Genomic DNA, 17,642 nt, shown 5'->3' with positions numbered 1-17,642 from the left:
TAAATCCACTATCTTCGGGTGAAAGTCCGCCCATCAATGACGAGCAAATTTCGTCCTTCACCGGGCCAGAAAAATGCAGTGTGAGCCGATCGCTGACCAGCATATTCAAGCTCGAGCCGGCAGTTCTGCCAGCGGTAACGGCCGTTTTCACCTGAATTGGCTGTGCCCGCGCCAGAGCTGCCAGAGGTACGGCCAGACACGGCGCTTTGGGACGCTGTGTAAATCCGGCCATCGTTTGTGAAACGCATCGCGCGCGAAGAGTAGATGCCAGCTTGCACTGGCACACCAATTCCTGGACCAACCGATTGCGATGTGGTCGCCTGGTATTCGCCGCTCAAGCGGACCGCACCAGGTGGGCATGCAACTTCGCTAAGCTTTGTCCCGCGCAATTCGAGTGAATTTTGTCCTATCTTGTACGTTTCATTGGCAAACGGCCCGGTGCGTTGGGGCCATTGCACTTGAATGGTCTGGTCCGATTGTCGCCAGTTGCCAACGCGCCGCTGTGCATGCGTTTCGAGACTTGCCCTGCTCGGTCGCAATTCGCCTTTGGGCGGCACGCCTGAATAGGCGGTTCCATCCGGCAGGAGGAGCAAATTGTATCGCGTAACGCCGCTCCCTCCTGCTGGCATGGAAGCTGGACGAAACTTCACCCCGACGAAGAGCCGCGCATCCCTTGATCCGGACGCTTTCTTCAAAGCTGCACCATCACGAGCAAGGCTCGATCGTGGTGCAATTGAGCGAACGGCATTGCCGACCATGCGAAGAGCCGCTTCATCGCTTAAACCGCGATCTGAGGTGATCAGCACAGCAAGCGCGGTCGTGCCATCGCGGCGTTTCACCATCGCTTTTGCTCTGGGCGCGCCATTTGCTGCTGCGAATTGATAGATTGCTCCATCGCGCAAAGGCGTCTCCCGCGTTAGCTCAACCCCCGTGCCAATCACGCCTTGGATAAATGTCTCTATACGAGCGGCGTTGAGAACCTCACCTTCGGGACGCAATCCTAGGAAAAGGGCGCTCGATGCGCCTGATTGCGGCTGTGCGATCAATAAGCTTGTCTTGCTATTCCATCGACTTGTCCAATTCGACGGTATTTCAGCATCAATTGGGGCCGTTTGTTGCTGCGCGAGTGTAGGAGACACCCAGGTCAGTGCGAGCACTACGGCCGTAGCGAAGAATGATCGGTGAAGTTTCATATCAGCCTCAAACGCATTTCTGCAGAAGAGTGATACGTTGGTGTATTATTCTAGCAATACACACTCGATCGACGCACAAGATCCGGCGATCAACACCAGACAAATCACGACAAACTGTTTCGAAAAAAGTGGCGCGAGTGACGGGACTTGAACCCGCGACCTCCGGCGTGACAGGCCGGCGCTCTAACCAACTGAGCTACACCCGCGCATGGGTGGTTCCTGAGCGAGCCTGAAAGGCACTGTTTCGCTCCGGGAGCAGCGCCATTAGGCCGCGTGTGAGAGGCTGTCAACGCCCCTCACCAACTAACCTGCAAAATTAATCCGCCAGCAGCAAAACCGGCGTCTCAATGAGCTTCTTCATCTCTTGAATAAAGCTCGCAGCATCATACCCATCAACCACGCGGTGATCGCAAGAAATCGAGATATTCATCAGCTTGCGCTTCTCTATCCGCTCACTGCCATCAGGTCCGGTGACGAACATCGGGCGCTCGATAATGCGGTTGGGGCCGATAATGGCGACTTCGGGGCGGTTGATAACGGGAGTGGTCGCAACGCCGCCCAAAGGACCAAGCGAAGTGATTGTCAGAGTGGAGCCTGAAAGCTCTTCTGACTTTGCCGATCCATCGCGCGCTGCATTGGCGAGACGGCCGATCTCGCTCGCCAACTGCCACAGATTGCGGCTCTCAGCATTGCGAATGACGGGCACGATCAGTCCGCTATCGGTCTGCGTTGCCATCCCCAGATGCACTGCGCCATGGCGCGTTACCACGCCTGCTTCGTCATCATAGCGCGCATTGATCATCGGAAAGTCGGGGATGAGCCGCGTGATTGCGGCAATCATAAGCGGCAGCATGGTGAGCTTTGGCTTTTGCCCGCGCGCGGAATTGAGATTGGCGCGCAAGGCCTCTAGCTCGGTCACATCGCATTCTTCGACATAGGTGAAGTGCGGGATGTGGCGCTTTGATGCTGCCATGTTCTGCGCAATACGCTTTCGAAGGCCGATAACCTTGATCGCTTCATCTTCGCGCGTTTTTCCGGGAGCTGCAAAACCGCCGCCCGCATTGTAGGCGAGGAATTGATCGAGATCGGCATGACGGACCCGGCCATCTGCAGCAGGCTTCACTTCGCCCAGATGAATGCCGAGGTCTTTGGCGCGCTTGCGCACGGCTGGAGATGCGAGAACTTTGTCCGCTGTCGCAACAGGAGCAGGCGTCGGGCTGGGTTCAGGCGAAGGGGCTGGCGCAGGAGCTGGTTCGGGTGCCGGCTCTGATTTGACTTCGGGCTCAGGTGCTTCATCAGGCTCCGGAGCAGGAGCAGGCGTTTCTTCGGCAACCTCCTCCTCAACTTCCCCCTCAACCTCAATCACCAGAAGCATCGATCCGACAGCGATCGTATCGCCCAATTCGCCCGCCACTTCGGTAACTTTGCCAGTAACAGGGCTTTCGATGTCGATCGTCGCCTTGTCGGTCATCACATCGACGAGGTGCTGGTCCTCTTCAACGGCATCGCCAACCTTTACGTGCCATTCGACGATCTCAGCCTCTGCCACGCCCTCGCCCACGTCGGGCATGTTGAATGTGAATTTCGCCATCGTTCAATTCATCCTTGTTGTGCGGTCAGCGCACGAGAGGCCTTGCGAAGTTGACAAAGGTGACAGCCTGTCACCCGGAGATTTCGACCTCAAATATTTGTTTTTCATCATAAAAACGCCAAAAATACGAAGTTGACACTTATCCAAATTTTTCCATTCCTTAGAGCTATCAAGCTTCATGGCGGTGGCACCCGAAACGCCTGTAGGAAACACCTGCTCGCGCCTAATCACTAAGAATCTTGTCGATGGCCTCGCCGATCCGGACGGGGCCAGGGAAATACGCCCATTCGAGGCTGTGCGGATACGGCGTGTCGAAGCCGGTCACGCGCTCAACAGGAGCCTCTAGGTGATAGAAACAGCGTTCCGTGACGAGCGCGGATAGCTCCGCACCGAAGCCCGACGTGCGCGTCGCTTCGTGCACTATGAGGCACTTGCCGGTCTTTTTGACGGACTCCTCAATCGCCTCAATATCGAGCGGCACCAGCGTTCTGAGATCAAGGATGTCGGCTTCAACGCCCTTCTTTTTGCAGACCGCTTCGGCCACATGAACCATCGTGCCATAAGCCAGCACGGTCAGCTCTTCGCCCTCGCTCACATGCCGCGCTTTGCCGAGCGGGATTTTGTAATAGCCTTCAGGAACTTCGCTGTCGGGGTGCTTCTTCCACGGCTCGACAGGGCTGTCGTAATAACCTGTGAAGGGGCCATTATAGATGCGCTTGGGTTCGAAAAAGATGACCGGGTCATTGTCTTCGATTGCCGCGATCAGCAGACCCTTCGCGTCATATGGCGTTGCCGGGATCACCGTTTTCAATCCTGCGACATGCGTGAACAGGCTTTCTGGCGATTGCGAGTGCGTCTGCCCGCCAAAAATCCCGCCGCCAAATGGCGAGCGCACCGTCATTGGTGCAATGTATTCGGTGGCTGAGCGATAACGCAGCCGCGCAGCCTCGGAAATCAGCTGATCGAGGCCGGGGTAGATGTAGTCGGCAAACTGGATTTCAGGCACGGGGCGGAGGCCATAGGCGCCCATCCCCACAGCCACGCCGATAATCCCGCATTCCGAGATCGGCGTGTCGAACACGCGCGTTTTGCCGTGCTTTTCCTGAAGGCCAGCAGTGCAGCGGAACACCCCACCGAAATATCCGACATCTTCACCCATGACGATCACGTCATCGTCGCGCCCAAGCATCACATCGAGCGCTTCGTTGATCGCTTCGATCATGTTGATGCGTCTGCTGCTTACCGCAGGGGTGTCCGGGGCCTCGCCTTCAACTGGCGCTGGAGTATTTGTTTGCGCGTTCATTTTCCCGCTCCATCCATGGGATGCTGATCGGGCCATTTGATCTTGCGCTCTCGCGTGGCCTGCTCGGCCTGTTCTTCAAGGTGCCAAGGCAGCTCCTCGAACACGTCTTCAAACATGGTGTGGAACGGGTGATGGAGACCGTGACCCAGAATGCCATTCTTTTCGGCTTCCTTCGTCGTGGCTTTGACCTCTTCAGCGCATGCCTTGTCCATCGCGGCCTGACGGTCTTCATCCCATTCACCGATTGCAATGAGGTGATCCTTGAGGCGCGTCACTGGGTCACCCAGGGGCCATTCCTCGCGTTCCTGTGCGCTGCGATAACCGGATGGATCATCCGAGGTCGAATGCCCCTCTGCGCGGTACGTGAAATACTCGATCAGGGTCGGCCCCTGATTGGCCCTCGCCCGGTTCGCTGCCCATTGCTGCGCTGCATAACAGGCAAGCGCATCGTTTCCATCGACGCGAAGCCCGGCAAGGCCATATCCCAGAGCGCGCGCGGCAAAGGTTGTCCGCTCTGCGCCAGCAAAACCGCTGAAGCTCGAAATCGCCCACTGGTTGTTGATAACATTGAGGATAACCGGTGCATTATAAACCGTCGCGAAGGTACAGGCGCTGTGGAAATCGCCTTCTGCGGTTGATCCCTCACCAACCCATGTCGCGGCGATCCGGCTGTCGCCTTTGCTCGCCGATGCCATCGCCCAGCCCACCGCTTGCGGGGTCTGTGTAGCGAGATTGCCTGAGATCGAGAAAAACGAATGCTCGCGGCTTGAATACATGATTGGAAGCTGGCGGCCTTTCAGCTTGTCGCCCTTGTTCGAGTAGATCTGGTTGATCATTTCGATCAGCGGATAACCGCGCGCGATCAGAATTCCCTGTTGGCGGTAGCTCGGGAAGACCATGTCGTCTGATGCAAGCGCCATAGACGCGGCAACACTGGTCGCCTCTTCGCCCGTACATTTCATGTAGAACGAGGTTTTGCCCTGCCGCTGTCCGCGGAACATCCGCTCATCAAAAGCGCGCACCATCGCCATATGGCCGAGCATCGTGCGAAGGGTTTCAGGATCGAGTTTCGGATCCCATGGCCCGTGCGCCTTATTGTCATCGCCCAGCACGCGGACGAGACCATAGGCGAGCTCTTTCATGTCTTCGGGCTTGGTCGCTTCATCAGGGCGCGGCTGAGCACCGGGTTCGCTGATGTCGATATCGGAGAAGTCCGCCTGATCGCCGGGGCGAAACTTGGGCTCTGGCACGTGTAGTGCGAGCGCGGGGCGGTTATCTCCTGAAGGCTTCGGATCGGCCTTGTCGGCCATAGCTATGCTCTCCCAAAAGCAGCGTTGCAGGCATGCGGGTATGCCAGCCAAAACCCTCGGTCAAGCGCGGGGAATCACACCGCAACAGGTGCCTTGATTGGGGGCAGCGGCGCGTAATCATTCACCTCAAAATCCTCGATTTGGTAATCGAAAATTGTTTCAGGCTTTCGCGTGATTGCGAGAGTGGGGTTGCCCTGGGGCTGCCGAGTCAGCTGTTCTTCGATCAAATGCGCGTGATTGAGGTACAAGTGCACATCGCCGCCCGTCCATACGAGTTCGCCCGGTTTCATGCCCGTCTGATCAGCCATCATGCGCGTGAGTAACGCGGCTGACCACAGATTGAACGGGAGGCCCAAAGCGACATCGCAGGACCGCTGATAGAGCACGCAATTGAGGCGAGCATCCTCGCCGCTTCCGCTGACATGAAACTGATAGGTTTTGTGGCACGGCGGCAAGGCCATCCGGTCAAGTTCCGCCACATTCCAGCCCTCGATTATGTGGCGGCGGCTTCCGGGATTGGACTTGAGGCTTTCGACGACTTCGGCAACCTGATTGATGCCCTCACCCCTCTCGTAAAGGCCATCCTTCCGATATCGATAGGTTGGCCAATCGACCCATTGCTTGCCATAAACAGGGCCAAGATCGCCCCAGCGCTTTGCAAACGTCTCGTCATCGGCAATGCGTGCGACGAAATCATCTAGGCTGATGTCCTCGCCAGTTTCCTTGACGTAGCGGGCATGCGGCCATTCATTCCAGATTTTGACGCCTTGCAGCACCAGCGGTCTGATATTGGTGTCACCAGTAAGGAACCAAAGCATCTCGCGCGTCGCCGTTTTCCAGTAAACACGCTTTGTGGTCAGCAGCGGCATCGCGCCATCAGCGAGATCGAACCTCAACTGCGCCCCACACACCGAACGCGTGCCAACGCCGGTGCGATCAACGCGCTCATCACCCTCTTCCCAAATGCGCCGCATCAGATCGAGATATTGCCATTCGGGATGAGCGCCAGGATTGTCTGAGCCGTGCAGTTCGGAAGGTATAGTTTCAGGTGTGTGCAGAGTCGCCATAAGGCAAACTATACGCGGCAAAACCTGCCTTGCCACCCCGCCCATCCACACTTAAAGACACGCGCCTTGCCTCGGCCCTCATACAAAGGCGATTGCGTGGGGGTCAGCACGGTCGGGGAGTAGCTCAGCCTGGTAGAGCACTGTCTTCGGGAGGCAGGGGCCGGAGGTTCGAATCCTCTCTCCCCGACCAGTTATCTTCAAACAATCGATTGCGCGACGAACCCCAAGGCAACGGTCATCACGCCGAGCCCTGCCGATAATTGTACGCGCAAAAGCAGGAAATCGCGTTCTGAGAAGCCCAGCGCGCGGTCAATTGCGGGAGACATCGCGATAAATGCGCCAAGATACATCAAAGCCGGCCCCGGCCATTCCCAGCCAAATGTCCATGGCAGGAAAAGCGCGACGGCGATCAGACTGGGCATAACAGCAATCACATAAGCACCCGCAGTCGCCTTGCCCGACTGGATGGCCTGTCCCCACCATAATCCGCCAAGAAAGCTGAAGATGGCAGCGGCATAGGCAAAGCCGCCTGCAATCGCGGTGTAGCCATATTCGTGTCCGCTAAGCGCAAGACCAAGACACAAAGCCTGCGGCAGCAAACCGGCATAACCCAAGAGCCGCGCTGCGGTGGTAAGTGAAGTGTCGGAACTGTTGTTTTCCTCGTCCATGGCCACAAAAGCGTTTCGAGGGCTGCACGGTTCCCGCTTGCACTCGGAACAGGGCGCACCACTTTGAGTTTGTTGAATACACTCAACGCTAATGCTTTCGAACAAAAGGTGCGCAACACAACGTGTCTGACGATTTCTCCGATCTGCCCGAATCCGAGCGCCCCCGTGAAAGCGGGCGTGAGGCGCGCTCTCGCCATCGCGCAGTGCCCTCTGGGCGGTTTGCTCGTTTTTCGACGTTCGGAAAACTTGTCGGCGGGGTTGCTGGCGGAATGGCTGCCGAGGGCGCAAGAAGGCTCACCAGCGGGGAGCGCATTTCAACGCGTGATCTGATCCTTACACCGGGCAATGCAAAACGCCTTACCGAGCGTCTTTCCCACCTTCGCGGTGCTGCGATGAAGATGGGGCAGATGATCAGCCTAGATGCGGGCGAGTTTCTGCCGGAAGAACTTGCCAAGATCATCGCGACCCTGCGTGATCAGGCGCATTTCATGCCTGCAAAGCAATTGGACGGCGTTCTAAAATCCGAATGGGGCAATGATTGGCGTCGGCAATTCAAGTGGTTCAACCCGCGCCCAATCGCTGCTGCCAGCATTGGGCAGGTGCACAAGGCGCTGACCCGCGATGGTCAGCTGCTGGCAATCAAAGTGCAGTATCCAGGCGTTGCCAAGAGCATTGATAGCGATGTCGACAATGTCATGACCTTGCTCAGGGTCGCGGGCTTTGCCCCGCCCGAACTCGAAGTCGACAAATTGCTCGCCGCTGCAAAGAAGCAATTGCACGAAGAAGCCGATTACGAGCGCGAAGGCCAGCAAATGCAGCTTTACCGTGACAAGCTCGCCGACGAGCCGGGCTTTGTCGTCCCTCGCCTTCACGAAGATCTGACGCGCGGATCAATCCTCGCCATGTCATTTGAGGAAGGCGTCGATATCGAGGAATTGGGCAAAGAACCTGCCGAGCGCCGGGATGAGGTGTTTGGTCACCTTCTTCGTCTTGTCGCGCGAGAATTGTTCGAATTTGGCGTGATGCAGACCGATCCAAACTTTGCAAACTTCCAATATCGCCGCGACACCGGTGAGATTGTGCTGCTCGATTTTGGAGCCTGCCGCCCTGTCGATCCTGATGTGGCGAATGGATATCGCAAGATGCTAAAAGCGGGCCTCGTCGGAAACCGCGATGAAGTGCGTCAGGCGACACTTGATGCGGGCTTTATGCAGCCAGTGGTCGTCGAGAAGCACGGCGAGCGGGTCGACAAGATGATCGACATCGTCGTCAACGAGATGCGCCGCGATGCACCCTTCGATTTTGGCGACCGCGCCTTTATTCCGGAACTACGGGAGGAAGGCTTCGAAATTGCGCAGGACAAGGACACTTGGGCCTTCCCACCGATTGAAACGCTGTTCGTTCAGCGCAAGGTATCGGGCACAGCGCTTTTGGGCGCGCGGTTGAAGGCGCAGGTCAATATCCGCCGGATAGTCGAAGACGTGCTGGCATCGACCGAGCCGATGAAAACAAAAGCGGCGTAGCTTTAGCTTTCGTCTAAGGGTGCTTCCGGCAACTGACCGGTAATCCATCGATCGACATACGCCTCAAGAACATCGAGCGGCACCGCCCCATTTTCCAAAACCGTATCGTGGAAGGCGCGCAGGTCGAAATCACTGCCCAGCGCTTCTTCGGCCCTGCTGCGAAGCTCGCGTATCTTCAATTCACCCACCTTGTAAGCCAAGGCCTGCCCCGGCCAAGTGATGTAGCGATTGACTTCGGCATCGATATTGGCGGGCGAAAGCGCGGTGTTATCAAGCATGTAGTCGACCGCCTCTTGCTTGCTCCATCCCTTTGAATGAATGCCGGTGTCCACCACAAGCCGGGTCGCGCGCCACATTTCATAACTCAGCCTGCCCATTTGTTTGGCGGGCGTATCGTAAAGACCCATCTCAATGCCGAGCCGTTCGGAATAGAGCCCCCAGCCCTCAACAAAGGCGGTGAAGTACGTGCCATTCGCGCGCAGTGGATGGATATCGAGCTCTTGTTGCAAGGCGATCTGGTGATGATGGCCCGGCACAGCCTCATGCACGCCAAGCGCTGGCAATTCCCACAAGGGCCGCTGATCAAGTTCGGTGAGGTTCAGCCGGTAAATGCCAGCCTGCCCTGTCTCCAACGAGCCGCGCTCATAATAGGCGGTGGTGTTGCCCGGTGCTTGTGCTGCGGGAATGGGCAGGACGGTGTAAGGCAGGCGCGGTAGCTTGCCGAACAGCTTGGGCATCCACAGATCGATCTCTTTTGCGAGCGCCTGCGTAAAGCGCAGATATTCCTGCGGATCCGTCATGTAATATTGCGGATCGGTGCGCAGATGCTCGATGTAAGCCTCGCGCGTGTCATACCCCGCAGACGCTGCAACTTCCTCCATTTCAGCGCGGATACGGGCGACCTCGGAAAGGCCCAATTCGTGCACCTCATCAGCGCTCATATCGGTCGTGGTGAAGCTTTTTACGCGGTAATCGTAATACTCTTTCCCACCGGGTGTCGCGAGCACGCCGGGCGTGCCAGTGCGGCAGTTTGGCGCGTATTCCTCGGTGTAGAATTTGAGGAGAGCGCGGTATGACGGCACGATCGAGTTATCGATTGCGATGCTGACATCGTCTTTGATCTGCTCCCAATCCTCTGGGGTGATTGAGGCCGGTCGCTCGCCAGCGACCGGCGCCCAAAATGGCGATGCCGCGTTGTCGTCAACGATCTGCGCTGCAATGGCTTTTTCAACGCCCTGCATCGGCTCGCACGCATGGGTCAGCCCGCGCGCCACGGCCTCACGGCTGCGCGCAATGCCTGCTTCATTGACCATACGAAAGGCTTCGAGCCTTCCGACATAACTTTCAAAATCAGTCTTGGTGAAAAAAAGGTGACCGATTGGGAAGCGAGACGAGATTTGTGAACCACCCGCCGCGATTGGTGAATACCTGATAGCGGGTGTGATCATACTGCGCGCCGCTCAATTCGTCCTGCAAGCTGCGGCGCAGGATGGCGTAATCGACTTGCAAATCCTGAGGCAATTCATTTTCATTGATCTGATAGAGCCGCGCCAGATATCCCTCGCTCTCAATCGCTAGCCGGTCGTAAGCTTCGAGCGAGAAATCAAATAACTTTCCATCTCCCCGGCGGTCACCAATGCTGGTGGCTAGCAGCGGAGCATTATCGAGTGTCGACTGCCAGATTTCTTCGCGCAATTCTTCGTAATCGCTCTGCGCGTCAGCCCAGGCGGGCGTCGAAATCGCAGCGGCAGCAAAGGCAAGAGCAAAGGCAATCGGGCGCATGAATTTCTCCTTGTGTTCCGTCTGCATATTGCCTGATGCAATGGCGGTCCAGTAGGAGGCGCTTATGCAAAACCCCGCTCTGCTGTTCGTATGCCTTGGCAATATCTGCCGCTCTCCACTGGCCGAAGGAGCCATGCGAGCGGCGGCGGAACGGCATGGCCTAGCGATCGAGATCGATAGCTGCGGAACGGCGGCCTATCATGTCGGCTCGCCGCCTGATCCGCGCTCAGTGGAAACGGCAGCAGCGAAGGGTATAGACATTTCCGATTTGCGCGGCCGGCAATTGGCGCAAGAGGACTTCATTCGCTTCACGCATATCTTCGCGATGGACCACCACAATCTCACCAATATCGAAGCGGTGATGCCGGCAGGATCAAACGCCGCGGTCATGCTGCTGATGGATATGGTGCCAGGGCGCGAAGGGGCCGCGATTGCTGATCCGTACTATGATGGCGAGGACCAGTTCGAAATCACATGGCAAGATGTGAGCGCCGCAGCTGAAGCAATTGTGCGCGCACTCACTTAGGCGGATCTTCCAAATGGTGTCCCGCCATGTTTTTGCTGAAAGTACCAGATCATTCCAATTCCGACGATGATCGGTCCAATGACATAGAGCATCTGGAATTGCGGCAGATATCCGCCAGCGGCCAGTTCCACCAAGGGCGCCCTTACTACCACAACGAAGCCCCAAATCATGCGCGAGAGATGCCGGGCAATCCTCATCTCTTTTCGCTTATCTGCATTCCTCAGCCAGTTCACATCGCCAATGAGCAAAATGACCGGAATGATCGCAATTACGAAGGGGGCGTCGAACGGGATGAATCCCTTAGCTACCGCAGGGATAGCCATAACCATGAAAAAGCCGAACGCGGCCAACTCCATGCCAAAGAGGGTTTTCTCACCAAGCCGGACTTTCGCCGTGCCGGGCTGGAGTGCAAGATATGCACCGCCAATCGCGTAGATGCTGGTAAAGACCGCCATCGCTAATGGGGGGATCGTGACTTTAATCAGCATTGCAATGGAAGTTGCGCAAACGATCGCGCAGGCGGGAATATATATATGAAGCCTGCGCGGCGATGGATGATGCTTCCCTTGCGTGAGCCAAATGCGATGAGCGCGGCGGAAAGGGCTACAACCCCAATGGCAATGTGCCCGTAGAAGGCCAGAGCCGCATAAGGCGATGGATCAAACCAATCGATCGGATCAGGACCAAACATAGCCGGTTTTCACCCCCCACGCAGTAATTGCACTCCCCAGTCGCGCTCGAACAGATACAGCAAAATGCGCGCGGCTTCACCCCTTGGTGACGTCAAGCCGCCATCGCGATCAATCAGAAGCCGCGCATCAGCGTGCGCGAGAGGTAGGAGCTTCTGTACTTGCTCAAGATTGGCGATGCGGAATGCCGCTTCGCCTGATTGGCGCGTGCCGAGGAGTTCGCCGCCGCCGCGAAGTTCTAGGTCCTTCTCCGCGAGATAAAAGCCATCTTGGGAGTCCTTCACATATGTGAGGCGCTTCTTGCCCGTTTCGGAAAGCTCATCGCCGCGCAGCAGAATGCAACGGCTTTTTTCAGATCCCCGCCCCACGCGCCCTCGCAATTGGTGAAGTTGCGCAAGGCCGAAGCGTTCGGCTTGCTCTATCACCATGAGGGTTGCTGATGGCACGTCGACACCGACTTCGATCACTGTCGTCGCAATCAGAAGTTTTGCCGCACCGCTAGCGAAGCGCTCCATGTTCGTGTCCTTGACCTCAGGGTGCAACTGTCCATGAACAAGAACAACATCCTCTCCAAAATGCTCTTTCAATTCCGCATAGCGCGCTTCGGCAGCGGCAATATCGGCGACTTCGCTATCGCGGACCATGGGACAGACCCAATAAGCTTGCTGGCCCGTGGCGAGATGGCGCCCCATGGCCGCAACCATTTCGTCTGATCGACCTTGCGGAAACACCAGAGTCTCAATCGCTTGCCTACCGGGCGGCAGCTCATCGAGGCGGCTCACATCCATTTCGCCATATTGCGCGAGAGTAAGCGAGCGCGGGATCGGTGTCGCCGTCATCGCCAGCGTGTGCGGCGCGCGCTTGCCCTTCCCCGCGAGTGCGAGCCTTTGCGCCACACCAAAGCGGTGCTGCTCGTCTATGACGACAAGGCCCAAGTCCTTGTAGCTTACGGTGTCCTGAAAAATCGCGTGAGTGCCCACTAGAATATCAATCGAGCCATCAAGCAGCCCCATCAAAATGCTCTCGCGCTCTTTTCCTTTGGCGCGCCCGGTTAAGAGAGCCACTTCAACGCCCGTGGGTGCAGCCATTTGTCGTAGCGTTTCGAAATGCTGGCGGGCGAGGATTTCTGTCGGCGCCAACATAGCGGCCTGCGTCCCGGCCTCCACCGCGATCAGCATTGAGGCAAGCGCGACCACGGTCTTACCCGCACCAACATCGCCTTGCAGCAGCCGCAGCATGGGCGCCTCTTGCTGCAAATCCCCTTCAATCTCGCTGATCGAGCGTTTCTGCGCGCCTGTCATCTCAAACGGCAATGTGAGCTTTGCGCGCAGGCTCCTGTCGCCCTTGAGAGCTTGCCCTTTGCGTCTCCGCCCCTCAGCTTTCACCAGCAGCAGGGCAAGCGAGTTCGCCAGCAATTCATCGTAAGCGAGCCGATCACGCGCCTGATCATGCTCGCTCTTGTGCGCAAGATGCAAGGCGTCGCGCCATATGGGCCAACCGGATTGATCAAACTGGCCCGGCTCAATCCATTCGGGCAGCTCGGGCAAATGCTCCAGAGACTGTGCGATGAGCCCCGCAACTCGAGGCTGGGTCAACCCTTCGGACAGGCGATAAACGGGCTCATTCAAACGCGCGAGATGGGCAGAACTTTCCTTCTCAACATGATCGGGATGCACGATCTGCAGCATGTCGCCATATCGATCGAGCCGCCCCGCAATCCAGCGCTTTTCGCCCACGGGAAGCTGTTTCTTCGCAGTGTAGGATGCGCGTCCAAAGTAGGTCAGCGCGCAGATGTTGCCCGCATCATCCTGCGCCAGCACTCTGTAGGGGCCCCGCCCCGGATTGCGGCTCGCTCGGTGCTCGGTTGGAGTGAGCGCGACAATGACCTGCTCGCCTTCTGCGCCCTCGTCGAGATCAGCAATTGCGCGCCGCGTCACAAACCGCTCGGGCAGGTGGTATGCGAAATCCTTTATCCGGGTGAGGCCTAGTTTTTCGAGAGGTTTGGAGAGTTTCGGCCCAACGCCATCCAGCGTGCTGCTCTCTGCAAACAGGGGATTGAGGATATCGGGCCGCATCAGGTGACTATAGCCGCTTGAACGGCGCTTTCGAGTGTCTTACCTCGCTCCTCATGACAGATATGCCCACCTTCGAAGAACGTATGGCCCGCGCCAAATTCCGCAGCTGGCATCGCGGCACGCGCGAAGCGGATTATATGATCGGCGGCTTTTTCGATCGCTACTCGTCAAATTGGGGCGAGGCTGAGCTTCAATGGTTCGAAGCCTTGCTCGAAGAAGATGACGTCGACATCATGGCGTGGGCGCTCAAAACGCAAGACGTGCCGGAAAAGTTCGCTGGGCCGCAAATCGACGCGATGATGAAGCTCGATTACGTGGACATTCCGCGCTAGGCGACCCGCGACAGTCCTGAATTTTACAGCCCTGTGCGGAAACGCTCAGGGCTTTTCGAGTTTGATAACCTGATGCCTGACCTCTCCCATATCCTTGGCGCGAAAGAGCCGCTCACCCTCTCCTCGCTCCCGCGCGGCGCTGTGCCCTTGGTGATGAGCGATTTGGCGCGCGCTGCCCCTAAACGCGCGGTATTCATTGCGGCGGATGATGCGGCGATGCGGAGCGTTGCCGAAGCGGCGCGGTTCTTTGCGCCAGAACTGGAAGTGATCGAATTTCCTGCCTGGGATTGCTTGCCTTACGACCGCGCCTCGCCAGCTCTGTCGGTCAGCGCCGCGCGGCTTTCGGCGCTTTTCAAGCTGCAGGCAGGTGGTGCAAAGCCGCAACTGCTGGTCACAACGATCAATGCCGTCCTGCAACGTGCGCTCACTCCTTTTCGCATTCGTGAGAGCGTGCGCGAATTCAAGCAGGGGACCGAAATCGGGCATGACAGCCTTTCGGCTCTCCTAACCCGCCAAGGGTATTCACGCACTGATACCGTTGTGGATCACGGCGAATTTGCCGTGCGCGGGTCGGTGGTCGACATCTTTCCCTCCTCACTCGACCAGGGGTTGCGGCTCGATTTCTTTGGCGACGAGCTTGAAAGCCTGCGCCTGTTCGATCCCAACACTCAGCGTTCGACTGGCGTGCTGAAAGAGCACCTATTGCTCCCTGCATCCGAGGCGCTCCTCGATGCGGACAGCATCAAGCGCTTCCGCTCACGCTACCGAGAACTCTTCGGAGCCACTGCCACGCAAGACCCGCTATATGAGGCGGTAAGCGATGGCCGCAGATTGGCCGGAATGGAGCATTGGCTGCCCCTGTTTGAGGAGAAGCTGGCGACTTTGTTTGATCATCTATCGCGCGATGATGTCTTCGTGATCGATCAAAGCGCGTTGGGTGCAGCCGAAGAACGCCTAACCGACATCTCAGATTACCACGAACAGCGCACCCGGGTGGCTGGTGACAAGAGCGGTTCCTACCGGCCCCTCCCCGCTGATGCCCTGTATCTCGCCGAAGATGAACTCAAAGCCGCGCTCGATAGCGCACCCGCGCACAAGGCCAGCGTCTTTGCCGCGCCTGATGCCGCGAACGCCCTCGATTTCGGGTTCAAGGCCTCGCGCGATTTCACACCCGAACGCGCGCGCAGTGATAACGTTTACGAGGCGGCCACCGCGCATTTCGCCTCGATTGCGAAGGCGGGCAAGAAACCGCTTTTCGCCGCTTACTCCAAAGGGTCTGCCAAGCGCATCGCTTCGATCCTTGAGGAAGCTGGCACACCCACAGCGCTTGCCGATACATGGCAGGAAGCGCTCGGCCTTGCCGCTAAAGGGCAGGCGACGGCGATGGTGCTGCCGCTCGAAACCGGATTTGCGAAAGACGATCTGGAGCTGCTGACAGAGCAGGATGTGCTGGGTGATCGTCTGGTTCGCCGCAAGAAAAAGCGCAAAGGCTCCGATGCTTTCCTCGCCGAATTGCAGGCATTGGCGCGCGGCGATCTCGTCGTCCATGTCGAACACGGCATCGGCAAATATCTGGGGCTCGACCCCGTCCCGGTTGGCAAAAGCCAACACGATTGCGTTGCCCTCGAATACGCTGGCGGCGACAAACTGTTCATCCCGGTTGAGAATATCGATGTTCTCTCCCGCTATGGCTCATCCGAAGATGCCGTTCCGCTTGATCGGTTGGGCGGAGAAGCCTGGCAAAAACGCCGCGCACGCCTCAAGGAACGCATCACGGCGATTGCAGGCGAACTGATGAAAGTCGCAGCGCAGCGCGCGCTCAAAAAAGCGCCGGTCTTTGAAGCGGAAGAAGCCAGCTACAATCAATTTGTCGACCGCTTCCCGTGGGAGGAAACCGACGATCAGGACGCAGCGATCGCCGATGTGCTGCGCGATCTTGAAAGCGGCAAACCGATGGACCGCCTTGTCTGCGGCGATGTGGGCTTCGGCAAAACCGAGGTTGCCCTGCGCGCGGCGTTCGTTGCAGCCATGAATGGCCAGCAGGTCGCGATGGTTGCGCCCACCACCCTGCTCGCGCGTCAACATTATCAGAATTTCTCAGAACGCTTTGCCGGCTTCCCGCTCAAGATCGGTCGGCTCTCTCGCCTTGTGTCTTCGAAAGAGACTACCGAAACGCGCGAAGGTCTCGCCTCGGGCGATATCGATATCGTAGTCGGCACCCATGCGATCCTCTCCAAATCGACCGAGTTCAAAAACCTCGGGCTTGTGATCGTTGATGAGGAGCAGCGCTTTGGCGTGACGCATAAGGAGAAGCTGAAACAGCTGCGAGCCGATGTTCACATGCTGACGCTCACCGCGACGCCCATCCCGCGCACTCTGCAAATGGCGATGACGGGACTTCGCGAGCTTTCCACCATTCAGACCCCACCGGTCGATCGCCTCGCCGTGCGGACTTACGTCATGGAATGGGACGATATGGTGATGCGCGAGGCTTTGCTGCGCGAACACCATCGCGGCGGGCAAAGCTTCATCGTGGTCCCGCGCATCGCGGATATGGCAGCGGTCGAGGAATGGCTGCGCGAAACCGTGCCCGAAGTGAAATCGATCAGCGCGCATGGCCAGATGGGCGCAGGTGAAATCGAAGAGCGGATGAGCGCCTTTTACGAAGGCAAATACGAAGTGCTGCTATCGACCACGATCGTTGAAAGCGGGCTCGATCTGCCCAGCGCCAACACCATCATCATCCACCGCGCGGACCGGTTCGGGCTTGCCCAGCTCTATCAATTGCGAGGGCGCGTGGGCCGATCAAAGCTGCGCGCCTATGCCTATCTGTCTTACGAGAAAGACGTGCAGCTTTCCGAAGTTGCAGAGAAGCGGTTGAAAGTATTGGGCGATCTCGATTCGCTCGGCGCCGGGTTCCAGCTTGCCAGCCACGACCTCGATATTCGCGGCGCGGGTAATCTATTGGGTGATGAACAATCCGGCCACATCCGCGAGGTTGGCTTTGAGCTCTACCAATCCATGCTCGAAGACGCGATCATGGCAGCAAAAGCTGGCGAAGCCGGGCTGGAGGCAGCGAAAGATGCAATCTCGCCCCAGATCACTGTCGATGCGCCGATCATGATCCCGGAAGACTATGTGCCTGATCTCGCGGTGCGCATGGCGCTCTATCGCCGATTGAATCAGGCGCAAGACAAGGCCGAGATCGAAAGTCTGGCCGCGGAAATGATTGATCGTTTCGGCGACCTCCCCGCCCCCACACAAAATCTTGTCCGCCTGATCGAGATCAAGCATCAGGCGATTATCGCCAACATCGCCAAGATTGATGTCGGAGCGCGCGGGACGCTTGTGACGTTCCACAAGGATGATTTCCCCGATGGGCCCGGCCTTATCGCCTATGTCGACAAGCTCAATTCGGGCCGCGAGGGCACAGCCAAACTGCGCCCCGACATGAAGCTGGTCATCAATAGGGCATGGGGCGATCCGCAAAGCCGATTGAATGGCCTATTCCAGCTTACGAAAGGATTGTCGCGCATCGTCCAGAAAGCCGAAGCGAAACGGACGAAAAAGGCCGCTTAGACCT

12 protein-coding genes, 2 tRNA genes and 1 pseudogene are annotated in these 17,642 nt (G+C 57.7%); 5 read left to right on the top strand and 10 right to left on the bottom strand.

Annotated features, from left to right (window positions below; all coding sequences use genetic code 11):
* Positions 1-8 precede the first annotated feature (8 nt).
* From AUC45_RS01225 to thyA, 6 genes are all read right to left on the bottom strand, one after another.
* Entirely contained in the window at positions 9-1,046 is a 1,038-nt protein-coding gene (locus tag AUC45_RS01225; protein WP_067597015.1) for a hypothetical protein, read from the bottom strand.
* Between the two features lie 276 nt (positions 1,047-1,322).
* Positions 1,323-1,399, bottom strand: a tRNA-Asp gene (locus AUC45_RS01220).
* Positions 1,400-1,509: 110 nt separating this feature from the next.
* Positions 1,510-2,784, bottom strand: a complete 1,275-nt coding sequence (locus AUC45_RS01215) for a dihydrolipoamide acetyltransferase family protein (RefSeq protein WP_067597013.1) — start codon at positions 2,782-2,784, stop codon at positions 1,510-1,512.
* Between the two features lie 223 nt (positions 2,785-3,007).
* Positions 3,008-4,006, bottom strand: a complete 999-nt coding sequence (locus AUC45_RS01210) for an alpha-ketoacid dehydrogenase subunit beta (RefSeq protein WP_067598876.1) — start codon at positions 4,004-4,006, stop codon at positions 3,008-3,010.
* A gap of 77 nt (positions 4,007-4,083) precedes the next feature.
* A complete protein-coding gene (locus AUC45_RS01205; protein WP_067597011.1) occupies positions 4,084-5,397 on the bottom strand; it encodes a 3-methyl-2-oxobutanoate dehydrogenase (2-methylpropanoyl-transferring) subunit alpha in 1,314 nt (437 codons plus the stop codon).
* Between the two features lie 74 nt (positions 5,398-5,471).
* Positions 5,472-6,464, bottom strand: coding sequence for a thymidylate synthase (gene thyA / locus AUC45_RS01200; protein ID WP_067597009.1), 993 nt, complete (start codon positions 6,462-6,464; stop codon positions 5,472-5,474).
* Between the two features lie 113 nt (positions 6,465-6,577).
* Here thyA and AUC45_RS01195 point away from each other — a divergent pair.
* Positions 6,578-6,654: transfer RNA gene (locus AUC45_RS01195), tRNA-Pro, on the top strand.
* A 7-nt stretch (positions 6,655-6,661) separates the two neighbouring features.
* Here AUC45_RS01195 and AUC45_RS01190 read toward each other — a convergent pair.
* Positions 6,662-7,132, bottom strand: coding sequence for a DUF3429 domain-containing protein (locus tag AUC45_RS01190; protein WP_067597007.1), 471 nt, complete (start codon positions 7,130-7,132; stop codon positions 6,662-6,664).
* 122 nt (positions 7,133-7,254) lie between these two features.
* Here AUC45_RS01190 and AUC45_RS01185 point away from each other — a divergent pair, with 122 nt between their 5' ends.
* Positions 7,255-8,655, top strand: a complete 1,401-nt coding sequence (locus AUC45_RS01185; RefSeq protein ID WP_082700903.1) for an AarF/ABC1/UbiB kinase family protein — start codon at positions 7,255-7,257, stop codon at positions 8,653-8,655.
* A gap of 2 nt (positions 8,656-8,657) precedes the next feature.
* Here the strand turns inward: AUC45_RS01185 and AUC45_RS01180 are convergent.
* Positions 8,658-10,437 (bottom strand): annotated as a pseudogene (locus AUC45_RS01180) (DUF885 family protein).
* Positions 10,438-10,501: 64 nt separating this feature from the next.
* On the opposite strand from AUC45_RS01180, the gene AUC45_RS01175 reads away from it, so the two are divergent.
* Positions 10,502-10,963, top strand: a complete 462-nt coding sequence (locus AUC45_RS01175) for a low molecular weight protein-tyrosine-phosphatase (RefSeq protein ID WP_067597005.1) — start codon at positions 10,502-10,504, stop codon at positions 10,961-10,963.
* Here the strand turns inward: AUC45_RS01175 and AUC45_RS01170 are convergent.
* Both AUC45_RS01170 and recG read right to left on the bottom strand, forming a co-directional pair.
* The gene (locus tag AUC45_RS01170; protein ID WP_067597003.1) at positions 10,960-11,451 is read right to left on the bottom strand and encodes a hypothetical protein; all 492 of its coding nucleotides are present in this window, start codon (positions 11,449-11,451) and stop codon (positions 10,960-10,962) included. The genes AUC45_RS01175 and AUC45_RS01170 overlap by 4 nt on opposite strands.
* Positions 11,452-11,663: 212 nt before the next feature.
* A complete protein-coding gene (gene recG / locus AUC45_RS01160; protein ID WP_067596999.1) occupies positions 11,664-13,727 on the bottom strand; it encodes an ATP-dependent DNA helicase RecG in 2,064 nt (687 codons plus the stop codon).
* A gap of 53 nt (positions 13,728-13,780) precedes the next feature.
* Here recG and AUC45_RS01155 point away from each other — a divergent pair, with 53 nt between their 5' ends.
* On the top strand, positions 13,781-14,059 hold the full coding sequence (locus AUC45_RS01155; RefSeq protein ID WP_067596997.1) for a succinate dehydrogenase assembly factor 2: 279 nt from the start codon (positions 13,781-13,783) through the stop codon (positions 14,057-14,059).
* Positions 14,060-14,131: 72 nt separating this feature from the next.
* Positions 14,132-17,638, top strand: coding sequence for a transcription-repair coupling factor (mfd, locus tag AUC45_RS01150; RefSeq protein WP_067596995.1), 3,507 nt, complete (start codon positions 14,132-14,134; stop codon positions 17,636-17,638).
* Positions 17,639-17,642: the final 4 nt, after the last annotated feature.

Source organism: Erythrobacter sp. YT30, assembly GCF_001542875.1.
GTDB lineage: Bacteria > Pseudomonadota > Alphaproteobacteria > Sphingomonadales > Sphingomonadaceae > Erythrobacter.
This window is presented reverse-complemented; position numbering and strand designations above follow the sequence as displayed.

Coding starts and splice junctions, on each gene's coding strand:
- AUC45_RS01215 (WP_067597013.1), bottom strand. CDS start 2,784: ATGGCGAAATTCACATTCAACATGCCCGACGTGGGCGAGGGCGTGGCA.
- AUC45_RS01210 (WP_067598876.1), bottom strand. CDS start 4,006: ATGATCGAAGCGATCAACGAAGCGCTCGATGTGATGCTTGGGCGCGAC.
- AUC45_RS01205 (WP_067597011.1), bottom strand. CDS start 5,397: ATGGCCGACAAGGCCGATCCGAAGCCTTCAGGAGATAACCGCCCCGCG.
- thyA (WP_067597009.1), bottom strand. CDS start 6,464: ATGGCGACTCTGCACACACCTGAAACTATACCTTCCGAACTGCACGGC.
- AUC45_RS01190 (WP_067597007.1), bottom strand. CDS start 7,132: ATGGACGAGGAAAACAACAGTTCCGACACTTCACTTACCACCGCAGCG.
- AUC45_RS01175 (WP_067597005.1), top strand. CDS start 10,502: ATGCAAAACCCCGCTCTGCTGTTCGTATGCCTTGGCAATATCTGCCGC.
- AUC45_RS01170 (WP_067597003.1), bottom strand. CDS start 11,451: ATGCTGATTAAAGTCACGATCCCCCCATTAGCGATGGCGGTCTTTACC.
- recG (WP_067596999.1), bottom strand. CDS start 13,727: ATGCGGCCCGATATCCTCAATCCCCTGTTTGCAGAGAGCAGCACGCTG.
- AUC45_RS01155 (WP_067596997.1), top strand. CDS start 13,781: ATGACAGATATGCCCACCTTCGAAGAACGTATGGCCCGCGCCAAATTC.
- mfd (WP_067596995.1), top strand. CDS start 14,132: ATGCCTGACCTCTCCCATATCCTTGGCGCGAAAGAGCCGCTCACCCTC.